At 63.9% G+C, this 17,770-nt stretch carries 16 protein-coding genes and 2 pseudogenes; 12 read left to right on the top strand and 6 right to left on the bottom strand.

The features are described from left to right. Positions 1-187: 187 nt before the first annotated feature. The 8 genes and pseudogenes from PLD_RS05665 (at position 188) to PLD_RS05695 (ending at position 7,988) form a co-directional block, all read left to right on the top strand. Entirely contained in the window at positions 188-547 is a 360-nt protein-coding gene (locus PLD_RS05665; protein WP_159890651.1) for a response regulator, read from the top strand. A gap of 83 nt (positions 548-630) precedes the next feature. Then, positions 631-1,929, top strand: a complete 1,299-nt coding sequence (locus PLD_RS05670; RefSeq protein WP_159890653.1) for a glycosyltransferase — start codon at positions 631-633, stop codon at positions 1,927-1,929. A gap of 33 nt (positions 1,930-1,962) precedes the next feature. After that, positions 1,963-2,082 (top strand): annotated as a pseudogene (locus PLD_RS31030) (AraC family transcriptional regulator); the annotation flags it as partial. Positions 2,083-2,329: 247 nt separating this feature from the next. Continuing rightward, a complete protein-coding gene (efeU, locus tag PLD_RS05675) occupies positions 2,330-3,178 on the top strand; it encodes an iron uptake transporter permease EfeU (protein ID WP_159890654.1) in 849 nt (282 codons plus the stop codon). Positions 3,179-3,186: 8 nt separating this feature from the next. Continuing rightward, a complete protein-coding gene (efeO, locus tag PLD_RS05680) occupies positions 3,187-4,386 on the top strand; it encodes an iron uptake system protein EfeO (protein ID WP_159890656.1) in 1,200 nt (399 codons plus the stop codon). Between the two features lie 15 nt (positions 4,387-4,401). Further along, positions 4,402-5,712, top strand: a complete 1,311-nt coding sequence (gene efeB, locus PLD_RS05685) for an iron uptake transporter deferrochelatase/peroxidase subunit (protein ID WP_159890658.1) — start codon at positions 4,402-4,404, stop codon at positions 5,710-5,712. A 33-nt stretch (positions 5,713-5,745) separates the two neighbouring features. Further along, entirely contained in the window at positions 5,746-6,570 is an 825-nt protein-coding gene (gene efeO, locus PLD_RS05690) for an iron uptake system protein EfeO (protein ID WP_159890660.1), read from the top strand. 221 nt (positions 6,571-6,791) lie between these two features. Then, the gene (locus PLD_RS05695) at positions 6,792-7,988 is read left to right on the top strand and encodes an MFS transporter (RefSeq protein ID WP_159890662.1); all 1,197 of its coding nucleotides are present in this window, start codon (positions 6,792-6,794) and stop codon (positions 7,986-7,988) included. Between the two features lie 266 nt (positions 7,989-8,254). Here PLD_RS05695 and pssA read toward each other — a convergent pair whose 3' ends face one another. Further along, complete coding sequence (gene pssA, locus PLD_RS05700) at positions 8,255-9,598, bottom strand: CDP-diacylglycerol--serine O-phosphatidyltransferase (protein ID WP_159890664.1); 1,344 nt, start codon at positions 9,596-9,598, stop codon at positions 8,255-8,257. Between the two features lie 235 nt (positions 9,599-9,833). Here pssA and PLD_RS05705 point away from each other — a divergent pair, with 235 nt between their 5' ends. Both PLD_RS05705 and PLD_RS05710 read left to right on the top strand, forming a co-directional pair. Next, positions 9,834-10,397 carry a TetR/AcrR family transcriptional regulator gene (locus PLD_RS05705; protein ID WP_102865197.1) on the top strand — a complete coding sequence of 188 codons (564 nt, stop codon included), beginning with the start codon at positions 9,834-9,836 and terminating at the stop codon, positions 10,395-10,397. A gap of 58 nt (positions 10,398-10,455) precedes the next feature. Then, the gene (locus PLD_RS05710; RefSeq protein ID WP_159890666.1) at positions 10,456-10,935 is read left to right on the top strand and encodes a nuclear transport factor 2 family protein; all 480 of its coding nucleotides are present in this window, start codon (positions 10,456-10,458) and stop codon (positions 10,933-10,935) included. A 137-nt stretch (positions 10,936-11,072) separates the two neighbouring features. Here the strand turns inward: PLD_RS05710 and PLD_RS30600 are convergent. Next, a pseudogene (locus PLD_RS30600) lies at positions 11,073-11,266 on the bottom strand (dimethyl sulfone monooxygenase SfnG); the annotation flags it as partial. Positions 11,267-11,751: 485 nt separating this feature from the next. On the opposite strand from PLD_RS30600, the gene PLD_RS05715 reads away from it, so the two are divergent. Continuing rightward, the gene (locus PLD_RS05715; RefSeq protein ID WP_159890668.1) at positions 11,752-12,531 is read left to right on the top strand and encodes a TSUP family transporter; all 780 of its coding nucleotides are present in this window, start codon (positions 11,752-11,754) and stop codon (positions 12,529-12,531) included. Here PLD_RS05715 and nudC read toward each other — a convergent pair. The 4 genes from nudC to PLD_RS05735 all read right to left on the bottom strand — a co-directional run bounded on the left by nudC (position 12,499) and on the right by PLD_RS05735 (position 16,405). Continuing rightward, on the bottom strand, positions 12,499-13,329 hold the full coding sequence (gene nudC / locus PLD_RS05720; protein WP_159890670.1) for an NAD(+) diphosphatase: 831 nt from the start codon (positions 13,327-13,329) through the stop codon (positions 12,499-12,501). The genes PLD_RS05715 and nudC overlap by 33 nt on opposite strands. Positions 13,330-13,335: 6 nt before the next feature. Next, a complete protein-coding gene (locus tag PLD_RS05725) occupies positions 13,336-14,148 on the bottom strand; it encodes a crotonase/enoyl-CoA hydratase family protein (RefSeq protein ID WP_159890672.1) in 813 nt (270 codons plus the stop codon). A gap of 246 nt (positions 14,149-14,394) precedes the next feature. After that, complete coding sequence (locus tag PLD_RS05730; protein ID WP_159890674.1) at positions 14,395-15,699, bottom strand: ATP-binding protein; 1,305 nt, start codon at positions 15,697-15,699, stop codon at positions 14,395-14,397. Positions 15,700-15,703: 4 nt separating this feature from the next. Further along, on the bottom strand, positions 15,704-16,405 hold the full coding sequence (locus PLD_RS05735) for a response regulator transcription factor (RefSeq protein ID WP_159890676.1): 702 nt from the start codon (positions 16,403-16,405) through the stop codon (positions 15,704-15,706). A gap of 203 nt (positions 16,406-16,608) precedes the next feature. On the opposite strand from PLD_RS05735, the gene PLD_RS05740 reads away from it, so the two are divergent. Then, complete coding sequence (locus PLD_RS05740; protein ID WP_159890678.1) at positions 16,609-17,763, top strand: efflux RND transporter periplasmic adaptor subunit; 1,155 nt, start codon at positions 16,609-16,611, stop codon at positions 17,761-17,763. The last annotated feature ends 7 nt before the right edge of the window (positions 17,764-17,770 follow it).

Below are 17,770 nucleotides of genomic sequence, written 5' to 3' on the forward strand. Positions count from 1 at the left end.
ATAAACCACGGGCCGGTCCCCTGCGATTTGTCCTGCCTTGGGACAAAGGAAGCGGTTATTCTTGCCGACGCTTGTACAACTGCGTTTTTTTGTACAGCTTCGGGAACTTGTGACAGGCGCAGGCTTACTGAAGAACAGGGCCCCTTGTCATGCCGCCCCACCGAATTCATTTCTTGAGAGTGTCCATATGCCCGCCAGCCCCTCCACCATCCTCGTCGTCGAAGACGACGCCATCGTGCGCATGCTGATTGTCGATGTCCTCCAAGAGCTCGAATTCCGTGTCCTGGAGGCCGACGGCGGCGAAGCGGCATTGAGCCTGCTGCAAGACATGCAGCAACGCATCGACCTGCTGATGACCGATGTCGGCCTGCCGGGCATGAACGGCCGCGAACTGGCGGAGCGGGCACGGGAGTTGCGCCCGCAGTTGCCGGTGCTGTTCGCCAGCGGCTACACCGAGTCCATTGAAGTGCCCGACGGCATGTCGGTGATCGGCAAGCCGTTTTCCATCGACCAACTGCGGGACAAGGTCCGCGGCATCCTCGGCTGAACCCGCTGCCGGGCTGATCAGGCGGCTCCACGCTGTGGTTTAATGGCGGCCTTTTTGCCCTTGCCTGCCAGGAATCACCGCTCATGAGCCCTACCGCCGCAACCAAAGTCCTGATCATTGGTTACGTCTGGCCCGAGCCTCGCTCCTCCGCTGCCGGCGGGCACATGATGCAGATCCTCCAGAGCTTTCTCGACCAGGGCTGGGAACTGACCTTCAGCAGCCCGGCCAACGAGGGCGAGCACAAGGAGGACCTGGCGGCCCTGGGCATCCGCGAATGCCCCATCGAACTCAACAACAGCAGCTTTGACCGCTTCGTCGCCGAGCTGGCGCCGGATATCGTGCTGTTCGACCAGTTCATGATGGAGGAGCAGTTCGGTTGGCGCGTGGAGCAGCACTGCCCGAACGCCTTGCGGGTCCTGGAAACCTCGGACTTGCAATGCCTGCGCCACGCCCGCCACCAGCGACTCAAGGATCACCTGAAGACCGGCGCCGACGAGGATGACTTCAGCGCCCTGTTCCGCCGGGCGCCGGTAGAAGAATTCCGCCACATGGCCGACACCGACCTGGCCAAGCGCGAGATCGCCGCCATCTACCGCTGCGACCTGAGCCTGATGATCTCCGAAGTGGAGATCGACCTGCTGGTGCGGCAGTTCTGCCTGCCCCCGGCCTTGCTGCACTGGTGCCCACTGATGCTGGACCGGTTGCCGGGCGAATTCCCGCCCTTCGAGCAAAGGGCGCACTTGCTCAGCATCGGCAACTTCCGTCACGCACCGAACTGGGACGCCGTGTTGTGGATGAAGAACCGCGTGTGGCCGCTGATCCGCCAGCAACTGCCCGGTGCGCAACTGCATCTTTATGGTGCCTACACCCCGCCCAAGGCGGTGGCCCTGCACAACCCGGCCCAAGGCTTTCACATCATGAACTGGGCCGAAGACGCACTGCAGGTGATGAGCGCGGCGCGGATCTGCCTGGCGCCGTTGCGGTTCGGCGCCGGGATCAAGGGCAAGCTGCTGGATGCGATGCTTTGCGGCACGCCAAGCGTGACCACCCCAGTGGGCAGTGAATCCATGTCCCAGGACGGCCTGCCGTGGCCGGGCGCGGTGGCTGAATCCGCCAGCGCCCTGGCGGCGGCCGCGGTGCGCCTGTATCAGGATCAGGCGTTGTGGAACCAGGCCCAGGCCGACGGCACCCGCCTGCTGGAAGCCCGCTACCGCCAGCAGGTGCATGGCCCGGCGCTGATCCAGCGCCTCCACCACTGCCGCCAGCACCTGGAACAACTGCGCCGCGATAACTTCACCGGCGCCATGCTGCGCCACCACCATCACAAGAGCACCCAATACATGGCGCAGTGGATCGAGGCGAAGAACCGCCCGGCCCCCTGAGCCCCGCCCCCTCCCCGCAGGAATCGGCTTGCCGGCGACGAACCGGCGACCGACCTGTGCCTTGAGTCGGGCGTCCAACCGCTCAAGGGCATGCCCCCTTCCCATTACCGCCGCCTGGCGGTGCAACGGCTGACCGAACAGAACCGCGTCTGAGCCGGGTCGACGCGCCAGTTGCCCGCTGGTTGCCTGCAGGCCGTTCGGGCCCCTTTCGCCACATGCCGCTCGAATCCCCTTGCCGGCAAGCCGGCTCCACCGGGGTCGCTCAGGACGGCAAAAACCGTTCGCAACGGTAAACGAATCCCGTTCAGCTTACGTTCAGCCGTTGTTAGTAACTTTCATTTAGCAATGAGTATCATTATGTTACAAATTGACTCCCTATCTGTTGCCCCGCCGGTGCTGAATGCTCGTTCCATTTCTGATCATGCTGCGCGAAGGGATTGAAGCCGCGCTTATCGTTGGCATCATCGCCAGTTACCTGAAACAGACCGGCCGTGGCCAGTGGATGCCCGCCGTGTGGATCGGCGTGTTTCTCGCCGCCGCCCTGGCGTTGCTGGTGGGCGGCGGCCTGGAACTGATGAGCGCCGAGTTTCCGCAGAAACAGCAGGAGCTGTTCGAGGGGGTTGTCGGCCTGGTGGCCGTGGGCATCCTCAGTTCCATGGTGTTCTGGATGCGCAAGGTGGCGCGCTCCATCAAGCACGCCCTGCATGAGTCCCTGGACCAGGCCCTGGCCGGCTCCCGACACCAGGTCACGGCGCTGATCGCCATGGTGTTCTTCGCCGTCGCCCGGGAAGGCCTGGAAACCGTGTTCTTCCTGCTCGCGGTGTTCCAGCAGAGCCAGGGCCCCGGCGCGCCCATCGGTGCCCTGCTGGGCCTGGTCGCGGCGATCATCATCGGTGTCCTGATCTACCGTGGCAGCCTGCGCCTGAACCTCGGGGCGTTCTTGCGCTGGACCGGGCTGTTCATCCTGCTGGTGGCCGCCGGCATCCTCGCCAATTCGGTGCAGGCCCTGCACGAAGCCGGAATCTGGAACCACTGGCAGACCGTGCTCTTCGACTTCAGCGCCAGCCTGCCCGTGGACGGCCCGCTGGGCTCGGTGCTGGCCGGCATGTTCGGCTACCAGGACGCGCCCACCCTCAGCACCCTCGGCGCCTATGGGCTGTACCTGGCGGTGACCCTGGTGGTGTTCTTCCTGCCCGCCGGCAGCGCGGCCAAGGCGCCCGCCCCGACCTCTTCCGTTTCCAGTCAATAGGCTCCCCCATGACCCCGCAAGCCTCTTCCCAGGCCTCGCCGTCCCGCGCCTTGCGCTGGGCGGTGGCCGGCTCGGTGATCGTGATGATCGCCGCCGGCGGGCTGTTCTATTACGCCGCGCAACTGGCCGCCGACAAGCGTCAGGCGCACCCAGGCGAAATCACCGTGACCCTCTACCCCAAGAGTTGCCAGCCCAACGCCCTGAGCGTTGCGGCCGGACACGCCAGCTTCCGCATCGTCAACCGCTCCGAGCGCGCCGTGGAATGGGAAATCCTCGACGGCGTGCTGGTGGTCGAGGAACGGGAGAACATCGCTCCGGGCCTGAGCCAGGTGGTCCACGCCGACCTGCAACCGGGCGACTACGCCATGACCTGCGGACTGTTGAGCAACCCGCGCGGCACCCTGCATGTGACGGCCAGCGCCGAGTCCGATGCCCAGGCCAAGGCCGGTCCCTCACTGCTGGCCTTTATCGGGCCGCTGTCGGAGTTCCGGGTCTACCTGAATACCCAGGGCAGCGCCCTGATCAAGGCCGTGGCCAGCTTGCAGCAAGCGATTGAGGCCGGCGACCTGAAACAGGCCCAGGCCCTGTACCTGCCGGCCCGCGCCGCCTATCAGCGCCTGGCCCCGGCCGCCCAGCGCCTGGCCGAACTGGACAACGGCATCAATGCCCGCGCCGACTACTTCGAACAGCGCGAACAGGACCCGGGCTTCAGCGGTTTCCATCGCCTGGAGTACGGCCTGTTCCAGAAAAATGACCTGGTGGGCCTCGCTCCCATAGCTCAGCGCCTGTCCAGCGACGTGGTCAGCCTCAAGCAACAGTTGCTGGCCCAGACCCTGCCACCGGAGCAATTGGTGAGCATCATCGCGCGCAACATGCGCAGCCTGGCCAACCTGCGGGCCAGCAGCGGTGAAGAGGAGCGCTACAGCCACAGCGATCTCAACGGTTTTGCCGCCAACCTGGAAACCACGCGCAAGGTCATCGACCTGCTGCGCCCGTTGCTGGTCAAGTCCGCCGCCCCGCTGCTGCCCCAGGTGGACAGCGCGGCCCAGGCCCTGGCCGCGCGCCTGGACAGCCTGCGCGATGGCTTCGGTTACGTGAGCTACGACAAGGTCAGCGCCGAACAACGCACAGAAATCGCCGACAAGGCCCTGGCCCTGGCCGACGCCCTCGACGCCATCGACCCCGCACTCGGCCTTTCCGGCCTGTAACCCGACGAGCCTTCCATGAACGATTCAGATCAAGCCAACCCCTTCTTCAGCGCCCAACGCCGACGCGTACTGCTGGGCATGGGCGCCGCCGGCGTGGCGCTGGCTGGCAGCAGCCTAAGTTGCCCGGCCCTGGCCGCCGCGCCCGCCCAGGTCGCCGAAGCCCCGAGCAGCGACAAGACCCAGGACCGCCACGACTTCCACGGTCGGCACCAGAGCGGCATCGTCACCCCACGTCCGGCGGCGGGCATGCTGGTGTCCTTCGATGTGCTGGCCAGCGACCGTGATGAGCTGGAGCGACTGTTCCGGACACTCAACCAGCGTATCGACTTTCTCATGAGTGGCGGCCCGGTGACCCCGATCGACCCGAAGCTGCCGCCCCTGGACTCCGGCATCCTCGGCCCGGTGGTGACCCCGGACAACCTGACCATCACCGTCTCGGTGGGCGCCTCGCTGTTCGACGAGCGCTTCGGCTTGACCGCGGCCAAGCCCAAGCGCTTGATGCGCATGGTGGGATTCCCCAACGACGCCCTGGAGCCAGCCTGCTGCCACGGCGACCTTAGCCTGCAGTTCTGCGCCAACAGCGCCGACACCAACATCCACGCCCTGCGCGACATCGTGAAGAACCTGCCCGACCTGCTGCTGGTGCGCTGGAAACAGGAAGGCAGCGTACCGCCCCAGGCCCCGGCCAAACCCGGGGAACCTGCGCAGAGCGCGCGCAACTTCCTGGGCTTTCGCGATGGTTCGGCCAATCCCGATTCCAATGACCAGCAGGCCATGCAGCAGATCGTCTGGGTCCAGCCCGGCAGCGACGAACCGGCCTGGGCGGCCCATGGCAGCTACCAGGCGGTGCGGATCATCCGCAACTTCGTCGAGCGCTGGGACCGCACCCCACTGCAAGAGCAGCAAAGCATCATCGGCCGGGTCAAGACCACGGGCGCACCCATGGACGGCCATAAGGAAAGCCAGGTGCCCGACTACGGCAAAGATCCCCACGGCAAGCTCACCAAGCTCGACGCCCACATCCGCCTGGCCAATCCGCGTACCGCGCAGACCCGACAGAACCTGATCCTGCGCCGGCCGTTCAACTACTCCAACGGCGTCAACAAGAACGGTCAGTTGGACATGGGCCTGCTGTTCATCTGCTACCAGTCCGACCTGGAAAAAGGCTTCATCGCGGTACAGACCCGCCTCAACGGCGAGCCCCTGGAGGAGTACCTCAAGCCCACCGGTGGCGGCTACTTCTTCACCTTGCCGGGGGTCACCGGCGCCGCGGATTTCATCGGCCGCTCGCTGCTCGATGCCAGCCGAGCGGAAACCACGGCCTGACGCCCCAACACAACACCTCCACGGAAACCTCCCATGAAAAACTCGCCGCTTGCTGTGTTACTGACCCTTGCCCTGCTCCACGCGCCGCTGTCGGCCTTCGCTGCCAGCGCGCCCCTGGAGCTGGTGGGGCCGATCTCCGACTACAAGATCTACGTCACCGCACAGCTCGACGAGCTGGCCAGCCATACCCAGCAATTCACCGACGCGGTGAAAAAAGGCGACCTGGCCACTGCCAAGCGGCTCTATGCGCCGACCCGGGTCTACTACGAGTCGATCGAACCCATCGCCGAACTCTTCAGCGACCTGGATGCGTCCATCGACTCGCGGGCCGACGACCACGAGCAAGGCGTCAAGGCCGAAGACTTCAGCGGTTTCCATCGCCTCGAATACGCGCTGTTCGCACAACACAGCACAGCTGGCCTGGGCGCGCTGGCCGAGCGTCTGAACAAGGACGTCAAGGACCTGCAGACCCGCGTCGCCGGCCTGACCTTCGCGCCGGAAAAAGTCGTGGGCGGCGCTGCGGCACTGCTCGAAGAAGTGGCCGCGACCAAGATCTCCGGCGAAGAGGACCGCTACAGCCACACTGACCTCTATGACTTCCAGGGCAACATCGACGGGGCGAAGAAAATCGTCGACCTGCTGCGTGGGCCGATCGAGAAACAGGATCAGGCCTTTGCCGCCAAGCTGGACAAGAACTTCGCCAGCGTGAACACGATCCTGGCCAAGTACAGAACCCCTGACGGCGGTTTCATGACCTACGACCAGGTCCAGGACAACGACCGCAAGGCCCTGATCGGTCCGGTCAACACCCTGGCCGAAGACCTCTCGACCCTGCGCGGCAAGCTGGGCCTGAACTGACCCGGTCCAAGCCAGAATCAGCCCAGGCCGCTGGCTTGTGTGAGCGGGCTTGCCAGTGCAAGCGATTGCCAGCCCCCCCACAAGCCTCGACACCCTATTGCTCTCGTCGCCGGCCAGCCGGCGCCCACCTGGCGTTGCCATCACGGCTGCAGATAAGGCTGGGCGTCAGCGCGTTATCCCGATAACGTTCACGGCCCAACGGCTTTCATGGAAGATTTTCTATGCCTCGCTCCACAGCGACCGCCGCGGCGCTGACTGCCAAACCCTTCTCGCTGCTACCACTGATGGCCGCCTACATCGCCTGCACCATGTCGATGATGGCTTTCGTCTCGCTGATCGGCCCGATCTCCCGAGCCCTGCACCTGGAGACCTGGCACGCCGGCGCCGCCGTCACCGTGTCCGGGGTGATCTGGATGCTCCTGTCGCGCCCCTGGGGCCAGGCCAGCGACCGCTTCGGCCGACGCCGGGTGCTGTTGCTGGGCACCGCCGGCTTCACCCTCGCCTACTGGGCGCTGTGCCTGTTTATCGACCTGTCGCTGCAGACGTTGCCCAGCGTCGCCATCGCGTTCTTCGGCCTGATGCTGGGCCGCGGGCTGATCGGTGCCTTTTATGCTGCTGTGCCCGTGGGAGGGCTCGCACTGATCGCCGACAACGTCGAACCGCAGCATCGGGCGCAGGCCATGGCCACCCTCGGCGCCGCTAACGCCGTCGGCCTGGTGCTCGGCCCGGCGGTGGCGGCGCTGCTGGCCCGCTACAGCCTGAGTCTGCCGTTCTACGCCATGGCGGTGTTGCCCTTGCTGGCGTTCCTGGTGCTGCGCTACAAGCTACCGCGCCAGGAACTGCACCTCAAGCACCTCCCCAGCCGGGTCCGCTTGAATGACCCACGACTGCTGCGGCCGATGACGGTGGCCTTTGTCGCCATGCTCTGCGTATCGATCGCCCAGATCACCGTCAGCTTCTACGCCATGGATCGCCTGCACCTGAACCCGGCCGATGCGGCGCAGGTCGCCGGGGTAGCCCTGGCCATGGTTGGCGTGGCATTGATCTGCGCACAGTTGGTGGTGCGCAAACTGGAATGGCCGCCGCTGCAGATGATCCGCTACGGCGCCCTGCTCTCCGCGCTGGGATACGCCGGCAGCATGCTGGTGGACAGCGCCTGGGGCCTGTGGCTGGCGTTCTTTGTCTCGGCGGCCGGCATGGGCGGTGTGTTCCCATCATTCTCGGCCCTGGCGGCAAATGCCGTGCAAGCCTCGGAACAAGGGGCGAGTGCCGGCAGCATCGGTGCCGCCCAAGGCTTGGGCGTGGTCATCGGCCCGCTGGTGGCAAGCCTGATCTACGCCATCGAACCGCGCCTGCCCTACCTGCTGGCGGCGGTGCTGCTGGTGCTGATCGCGATCTGGCCAAACCCGCGGACCTGATCCCGGTAACCGCTGCCGCAGGCTGCGAACGACTTGGGCGACATGCCGACGTAGCAGATGCCGCGCTTGGGCTCACTGAAGGTCCTGCGGACCTTGGCGCAGCTTCGCAGGCTCGGCAGCGGCTACAGATGTCACGCTGTTCTTGTAGCCGCTGCCGCAGGCTGCGAATGGTTTGGGCGGCATACCGACGTAGCAGATGCCGCGCTTGGGCTCGCTGAAGGTCCTGCGGACCTTGGCGCAGTCTTGCAGGCCGCGGTAGCGGCAGGTTACAGCATGCGGTAGAGCAGGCGTTCGATCCGCACACGGCTGACCCGACGCAGGAACTTGCCCACCGGCACGGGGTAATCCACCAGGCTTTCCAGGTACTGGAAGTGCTCGATGCGTCGGGTGTGACGGTAGATCTGCTCCTGCTCGACGCGGCGCGCCTCCAGCAACTCGCCTTGGGGGTCATCCAGCAACAGGGCATTTTCCAGGTCCAGACGGAAGGCCCGTGGGTTGAGGTTGTTGCCGGTGAGCAAGGTGTAACGCTCATCGACCCACATGCCCTTGAGGTGATAGGTGTTGTCGCCATCGCGCCACAGGTGCAGGTTGAGCAAGCCGCTGTCGATCACCTTCTGGTGGCGCTTGGCGAAACGCCGCAGGCTGATCTCGTACAGGTACGGCAGCGCGGCGATGACCTTGAACGGCTCGTTAGGCGGAATGTAGAAGTCGTTGGCGGTCTTGTCGCCGACGATAATGTCGATCTTCACCCCGCGCTCCAGGGCCCGGTTGATTTCCCGGGTCACCGGCAGCGGCAGGTTGAAATACGGGGTGCAGATGGTCAGTTGCCGTTGGGCCCCGGCGATCAGCTCACAGATCACCCGATTCAGCGGATTGCCCTTGCCTACCCCGAGCAACGGGCTGACCGACAACCCGCGCTTGTCCAGGCTGCCTGCGGTGGTGTCATAGGTGGCGTGCTTGAGTCGGCTGCGCAGGTCGCCAATATCATTGCGCAGGCTGCGGGTGGTCGGCAGGTTGGGCAGGTCCAGGCGATGCACCGCCCTCGACGCCACCAGACCGTGGCGCACCAGATGGTGCATGGAGTCGGCCAGGGCTTTGTTGTGCAGCAGGTGGTAACGGTCGAAACGGTATTTGTCGAACTTGTGCAGGTACACGTTGTTCAGGCTGGCGCCGCTGTAGAGCACGTAATCATCGATCACGAAACCCTTGAGGTGCAGCACCCCGAACAGCTCGCGGGTCTGCACCGGCACGCCATAGATCGGTACCTCGGTGGCATGGGTGCGAGTCATTTCCTGGTACCAGGCCGAGTTGCCCGGTTGCTTGCCGGCACCGATCAGGCCGCGCTGGGCCCGCAGCCAGTCCACCACGACCACCACCTCCAGTTCCGGGCGCGCGGCCTTGGCGGCGTGCAGCGCATCGAGAATTTCCTGGCCGGCTTCGTCCTGTTGCAGGTACAGGGCGACGATATAGATGCGCCGGGTGGCTTGGGCGATCTGCTCCAGCAGCGTGCGGCGAAATTGTGCGGCGCCTGTCAGCGTCGTGAAGGCTTCGGCAACCTGAGCAAAGCTGCGCAGTTTGGGCAGTGAGGAACGTTTGAAAAGCGACGGCATAGGGCTCGCGGTGGCTCCAATCCAAAGAGCGCAAGAGCTTACACCATGGAACAGGCTGAGTCCCCTGTCAGCCCGTTCTGAAGTAACCGGCTTGCTGGCGCAAAGCATCTTGAGTCTTGCACTGCCCTGGAAATTACCTTGGCCGGCAAGCCAGCACCTGTGAGAAAGATCGCTGAATATAAAAGTTTGAATTACAGGATTGACCAAGGAGAACGATCGTTCTACTCTTTGCGCCATGAACGAAATCACTCCCTCTGAAACACGCGACATCATCCTCGACGTCACCGAGAAGCTGATCTACAAGAGCGGCATTGCCGCCACGGGCATGGATCTGTTGGTGAAGACCGCCGGGGTCTCGAGAAAGAGCGTCTATCGCTATTTCAGCAACAAGGACGAACTGGTGGTAGCGGCCCTGGAACGCCGCGATCAGCGCTGGATGCACTGGTACAGGACTGAAGTGGGCAAGGCCGAAGGCTCTGCACAGCGGCTGCTAGCGCTGTTCAGCGTACTCAGGGATTGGTTCGGGTCCGAAGGTTTCCGCGGCTGCGCCTTTATCAACACCAGCGGCGAGACCGGCGATCCCCAGGACCCGGTGCGCCAGGTGGCCAAACAACATAAACAGAAACTGCTCGATTACGTGACCGAGCTTTGCCAGGAACATGGCGTGCAACATCCAAAGGAACTGGCAGCGCAACTGCTGATCCTGATCGATGGCGCCATTACCGTTGCCCTTGTCATGGGCGATCACAGTGCTGCTGATAATGCGCAATGCATGGCGCGAAAGTTATTGGACCTCTGATTGTTTTAAACAAGAGCAACTGCTTTGTTTGAACAGCAACTTTTATTGGAGACAAGTCATGTCGTCTAACGCTCAAGTACGCCCGCCCCTTCCACCTTTCACTCGCGAGTTGGCGATTGAAAAGATCCGTCTGGCCGAAGATGGCTGGAACTCCCGGGACCCGGAACGGGTATCCCTGGCGTATACCCTGGACACCCAGTGGCGCAACCGCGCCGAGTTTGCCCACAACCGCGAAGAGGCCAAGGCCTTCCTCGCCCGCAAATGGGCCAAGGAACTGGATTACCGCCTGATCAAGGAACTCTGGGCCTTTACCGACAACCGCATCGCCGTGCGCTACGCCTATGAATGGCATGACGACTCTGGCAACTGGTTCCGCTCCTACGGCAACGAGAACTGGGAGTTCGACGAACAAGGGCTGATGGCCCGGCGTTTTGCCTGCGTCAACGACATGCCGATCGAGGCAACCGAGCGCAAATTCCACTGGCCCCTGGGCCGGCGCCCGGATGAGCATCCGGGGCTTTCCGAGCTGGGGCTGTAACCCGCCGGCGTGTCCCGGCTCACGTCATAGCGCCGCCTGGAACCGTGCAACAGCCGTCGTGATTCGTGCCGGCCATCACGCCAGCGCCGGCGTTGCCCCCATCAGACGGCGTCCTGGTCCTTGAGCCGGACCAGGGCTTACAGCTCGCGCACCTGTGGCCATACGCGCTTGCCGCAACAGTCCAGCCCTTCCTGAACCGACAGAAAGCCCGCCAGTACCCGCCCCTCGCCGCCTTCAACTCGATAATGCGCTGGGCGATCTGCTGGGGGGCGTTCAGGTTGGCCTTGAAACCGTCGTTGTACTGCACCAGGTCTTCGAAGCTCGATTGGGCCCGGTGGCTTGACCGCCCATTGGGCACCCAGCAGGCGAATTTGTCGGCTTGCCGATGCATGACCCGGCCCTCGGGGCAGGCAAAGTGCAAGGACCCGAGCAGCAAACGCATCAGCGGCCGGCCAGGCCAGGATAAACCTGCGCCCGACCGCTCCGCAGTCCTTTACAAGCGTGGCAGCCGCGCTTTCAGCGTCTGTCGCGCCACCTGCACAGGGCCTGCGAGCACCGGTGCCGTCAGTCTATTTGCTGATGAGGTGTTGCTTGGGCAACTGTTGCCAAGCACCCACGCCCTCGGCTCGGCGTGTCGAAACCTGGGACTGCCCCCTGGGGCGAGTGAGCGGCTTCGACGCACAGTTCTTGCCGGCAAACCCGGGGCCAGCCCATCACGGGACAATGGTCACGGTCGCGCTGCAGACCGGGTTGCAGGTACTATGACGGCCTTTCGCGCAGCCCCCCTTTGCGCCTTTGCCGAAATAAGCCGACCTCATGCCTTTCGAACTCAGCGTAGACCTGACCACCCTCGCCATTCTTGCCTTCGTGGCATTCATCGCCGGTTTCATCGACGCCATTGCCGGCGGTGGTGGCCTGTTGACCACCCCGGCCCTGCTCACCGCCGGGCTGCCACCGCACCTGGTGCTGGGCACCAACAAGCTCAGCTCGACCTTCGGCTCGGCCATCGCCAGCTTCACCTTCTACCGGCGCAAACTGTTCCATCCCCGGCAATGGACCCACGCCATCGTCGGCACCCTGGTGGGCGCGTTGACCGGGGCGATCGTCGCTCATTACCTGCCGGCGGAATGGCTGAACAAGATGCTCCCGGTGATTGTCTTCGCCTGTGGCCTGTACCTGTTGTTCGGCGGCACACCCAAGGCGCCGCTGGACAGCGACGCACCGATCAAGAAAAAGTGGCAATCAAGCCAGGGCTTCAGCCTGGGCTTCTACGACGGCGTGGCCGGCCCCGGCACCGGTGCGTTCTGGACTGTCAGCAGCCTGCTGCTCTACCCCATTGACCTGGTCAAGGCCAGCGGTGTGGCCCGCAGCATGAACTTCGTCAGCAACGTCGCCGCGCTGTCGGTGTTCGTGTTTTCCGGGCAGGTGGATTGGATCATCGGCCTGAGCATGGGCCTGTCGGTGATGGTCGGGGCCTTCTTCGGGGCACGCACCGCCATCAGCGGTGGTGCCAAGTTCATTCGCCCGGTGTTCATCACCGTGGTTCTGGGGTTGACCGTGCGCCTAGCCTGGCAGCACTGGTTCAGCGTGGCCTAGACGGCGCGCCACGTAGAGGTCGATCAGGTAGCGGGCAATCGAGCGCGAGGCCGGCAACGGCGGCAGCGCATGGACGTTGAACCACTGGGCGTCCTCGATCTCGTCTTCCTGGGCGATGATTTCGCCGCCAGCATATTCGGCGTGGAAACCCAACATCATCGAATGCGGGAACGGCCAGCACTGGCTGCCCACGTACTGGATGTTCTTGACCGCGATGCTCACCTCTTCGCGCACCTCGCGGATCAGGCAATCCTCCGCCGACTCACCGGGCTCAGCAAAACCGGCCAGGGTGCTGTAGACCCCGGGGACGAAGCGCGGCGAGCGAGCCAGAAGAATCTCATCGCCGCGGGTGATCAGCACGATCATGCTCGGTGAAATACGCGGATAGGCCCGCAGATCGCAGGGCTGGCAATACATCGCCCGCTCCCCGGGCACTTGCACCTTGGGCCGTCCGCAACTGCCGCAGAAACGATGCTCGCGAGCCCAGGTGCCGATCTGTGCGGCATAGCTCAGGACCTTGTACAGGGTGTGATCGCCCTCCAGCATGAAGGCCCGCAGGCTTTTCCAGCCGCAGCCCGGCACTTCGGCGTGACCGCGGAGCTCCAGCAGGTACACCGGCTCGCCATCGAGGTGGCCGATGCCATGCTCGGCCAGCAGCGGCAGGTCCTGGCCCTTGAGCCAGTGCCGCGGGAACAGCGCGCCGTTGTCGTCATGGAGAAAGCCGTCCGGGCCACGGGCCACGGCCCAGCCGCCGGGAAGTTCGGTATCGAGTACTGCGGTGGTCCAGCGTTCAATCATCGTCAATCAATCCAGAAATTCGGGCTTCTGTTTGCTCATGTGGGCGGCAATGGCCACACGCAAGTCGGTGGATTGCAGCATCGCGGCGTTCCAGGTGGCGACATATTCCAGGCCGTCGTCAATGCGGTGGTCACGCATGTAGCTGAGCATTTCCTTGGTGCCGCTGACGGCGATCGGCGACTTGGCGGCAATCTCCCGGGCAATCTCCATGACCCCGTCCAGCAGGCTTGCGGCATCGCTGTAGGTGTGATTGACCAGGCCGATGCGACGCGCTTCCTCGGCACCGAAGGTGCGCCCAGTGTAGGCCAGCTCGCGCAGCATGCCGTCGCCAATGATACGCGGCAAACGTTGCAGTGTGCCGACATCCGCCGCCATGCCGATGTCGATTTCCTTGATCGAGAACTGCGCGTCATCGGTAGCGTAACGCATGTCACAAGCGCTGATCAGGTCGATGGCGCCGCCCAGGCAATAGCCCTGGATCGCCGCCAGCACCGGCTTGCGGCAGTGGTCCACGGCATTGAAGGAGGATTGCAACTGAAGAATCTTGCGCCGCAGCAGGCGCGCGTTGCGGCCCACGTCCTTGCCCAGTTCGTTGGCCACCCCCGCCAGCAGCATCAGGTCGATGCCCGAGGAAAAATGCTTGCCGGCGCCACTGAGCACCACCACCCGCACCGCGTCGGTGTCGTCGATCCAGCGGAAGATCTCGACGATCTCGCTCCAGAACGCGGCGTTCATGGCGTTGATTTTTTCTGGGCGGTTGATCTGCACATGGGCGATGTTGTCGGCGAGTTCGACGCGAAAGGCTTGGTATTCGGACATGGCCGTGATCCTTTACTGGGCAGAAAATGAGGGCCGAACTATAGCAAGCGACGGTGACGGGCCGTAAGGCTGCGCATTGGCCAAAAACAGGACTGGCTCCGGGCTGGCGCATTTTTTTGAAGGGCTCGGGTGACTGAAGAGCAGCGCCGCAGTCGCGGCGTTCGCAGCCTGCGGCGGCTACAGGGGCACGAACGCCGGGCGGCCCTTTCGCCGACTGGCCTCTACGACATGGGGTGACGGCGGCATTCAGCGGGTGGCCGGCGCCGGCAGGCTCAGGCGAAAACGCGCCCCCCCCAGCGGTGAGGCTTCCACCGTCAATGTGCCGCCCTGGGCTTCCAGCGCCCGACGACTGATGGCCAGGCCCAGGCCAAAGCCTCCGGTGGCACGATCGCGGCTGCGATCCAGGCGATAGAACGGCTCGAACACCCGCTCGCGCTCATCATCGGGAATGCCAATGCCATCGTCGTCGACCCAGATATCACAGCCGTCATCGTTCACCAACACCCCCACCTGAATGCGCTTCTCGCAATAACGCGTGGCATTACGCAGCAGATTCTGCAGGGCCCGGGCAGTCAGCCGCGGGTCCAGGGTGAAACGCTCCAGGGTGCCGTGCAGCAACACGTCGATGACAAGCTCCGATTCCAGTTCATCGTCGACGCTGCCCAGGATGCTGTCGATGAACTCGTCCAGCGAGACTTCGATCTGCTCCGGCAAACACCCCGGATTCTGCAGGCGACTGTAGGACAGCAGTTCCAACACCAGCTCGTCCAGTTCGCGAATGTGCGCCACCAGCCCTTGCAGGCGCTCGCGGCTGGCGGCAGGCAGGTCGTCTGAAAGCACCAGGGCCAGCCCGAAGTCCAGCCGGGTCAATGGCGTGCGCAACTCGTGGGACACCGCATTGAGCAGATCGCACTGCTGGTTGAGGAGTGCTTCGATGTCGCCGGCCATGGTGTCGAACACGTGCGCTAGGCTGCCGATATTGGAACTGTCGGGCAACTGCGTCCGCTCGCTCAGGAGGCCTTTACCAAAGCGCTCGGCGGTGCGTTTAAGGCGTTCCAGGTCGCGCCAGTGGGGGCGCACCCAAAGCAGCAGGCACGCCAGTAGCACGGCAACGATCAGGACGTTGATGCTCCAGTACAGCAAGTTGACGTCCAGCGGGTCCGGAGGCACCACCAGTTTCACCGCCACCTGGTCATCCAGCGGCGACACCGCCAGTGTGCGCCAGCCCCAATCGCCAACGCGCACGACCGTCTCGCCACGCTGCAGGCGGTCGCGCTCATCATCGTTGAAGTTCGGGTCGTCGATGCGTGCCAGGGCCACTTGCAGTGGGCGAAACGCCTCGTCCAGTTCTGTGGCCAACGCCGGCCACTGCGCCATTGGCGCGGCATGGAACTGCTTGACGATCAAGCCTTGCAAGCCCCGCGAATGCTCCAGGTTGTAGTCGACGAAGCGCTCATGAAAGACCTTGATCACCAAGTCGGGAATCAAGTAGATGGCTGCGCTGAACGCGACAATGGTGATCAGGTACAGCCGGAGCAGGATGCGCAGCATGGGTTCAGCATTCCCACTCGGAACGACTGAACAAGTAGCCCTTGCCCCACACGGTCTTGATCTTGCGTGCTTCGCCGGCGTGATCGTCGAATTTGCGCCGCAGCTTGGAGATCGCCACGTCCACCGAGCGGTCGGTGCCGTTGAACTCGATGCCCCGCAGGCGCTGTAGAATCTGGTCGCGACTGAGCACCTCGCCAGCATGCCGGGCGAGCACCACCAGCAGGTTGTACTCACCGCTGGACAGCTCAACCAACTGTTCACGCCAGGTTACCGTGCGCTCCGACAGGTCGATGCACAGGTTGCCCATCAGAATCTGGTCACTGGCGGTTTGCGGCTCGCTGAGGCTGCTGCGGCGCAACAAGGTACGCACCCGGGCCAGCAGCACTCGCGGCTCGCAAGGTTTTGTCACATAGTCGTCGGCGCCCATCTCCAGGCCCAACACCTGATCATGGCTATCATCGCGGGCGGTCAGCATCAGGATCGGCAACGTAGCGGAATCGGCCCGCAACAACCGGCAGACCTGCAGACCGTCCAGGCCTGGCAGCATCAGGTCGAGAATCACCAGATCCGGCGGACTGACTCTGGCCCGTTCGCGCACTTGATCACCACGACTGATCACACTGACGTGATAACCATTGCGTTCCAGATAGCTGGCAATCAGTTCGGAGAGCGCGGTGTCGTCTTCGACAAGCAGAATGTTGGGCATGACGAGTGATCTTTATTGAAGAAGTACAGAGTATCGGCGTTCTTGAACAAGGCACCGAGCAGAATCAGCAAGGCGCCAAGGATATACAACGCGGCCGTGCCCGGCGCGCCCGCTTCACACTTTTTCACACAGCACCTACAGAGCTTCACAGCGAGCCTTCAGGCGTGCACTTAGCATGCAGGGGTCATTATTGGGGTATCAGCATGTCGAATAAACTCTTTGCACCGCTCTGCCTGATGGTTCTGGCAGCGGCGCTGAGCGCCTGTGGCAAAACCGAAAACCAACAGACGCCACCTGCGGCCAAGGTGCGGATCGAAACGCTGCAAAGTCAGGCGCTGTCGATCAACAGCGAGCTGAGTGGACGTATCGCCGCACCGCGGGTCGCCGAAGTGCGTGCCCGAGTGGACGGAGTGGTGCTGCAACGGACTTTCCGCGAGGGCTCTGACGTCAAGCGAGGCGACGTGCTGTTTCGTATCGATCCGGCCCCATTCAAGGCCGATCTCGACAGCGCCCAGGCCAGCCTGAGCAAAGCCGAGGCCACCGCGTTCCAGGCCCGCCTGCAAGCGCAGCGCTATGCCAAGCTGATCGCCGACCAGGCCATCAGCGCTCAGGAATACGACAACGCCCGGGCCAGCAAGCGCCAGGCCGACGCGGAAGTCGCCGCCAACCGGGCGGCGGTGCAGCGGGCCAAGCTCAACCTCGGCTATGCCACCGTTACCGCGCCGATTTCCGGACGCGTCGGCCGCGCCCTGGTCACCGAGGGCGCCCTGGTGGGACAGAACGAAAGCACGCCGCTGGCGCTGATCCAGCAGCTTGATCCGATCTACGCCGACCTGACGCAGTCCACCCGTGAGCTCAACGAACTGCGTCGCGCCTTGCGTGCCGGGCAGTTACAGAAGATCGGCAAAGACCAGGCCAAGGCCACGCTGATCCAAGACGACGGCAGCCTCTACCCGTTGCCGGGCAAGTTGCTGTTCGCCGATATCAGCGTTGACCCGAGTACCGGGCAGATCATCCTGCGCAGCGAGTTCCCCAACCCCAACCTCGACCTGTTGCCCGGCAGCTTCGTTCGCGTGCGCCTGGAGCAGGCGGTCAACCGGCAAGGCATCAGCGTGCCCCAGCGGGCCATCCAGCGTGACAGCGCCGGTATTGCCCAGGTACTGCTGCTGGATGCCGAGAACCGTGTGGTGCAACACCCGGTGCAACTGGGTGGCGTGCAACAAGACCGCTGGATCGTTACCGAGGGGCTCAAGCCCGGTGACCGCATCATCGTCGAAGGCCTGCAGCACGCCCGTCCGGGCGAGCGGGTCGACATCGACGCCAGCCCCCTTCCGCTTGCCCAGAACCCCGGCCAGTAGGTAGTAC

This window comes from Pseudomonas sp. LD120 (assembly GCF_009861525.1).
Lineage (GTDB): Bacteria > Pseudomonadota > Gammaproteobacteria > Pseudomonadales > Pseudomonadaceae > Aquipseudomonas.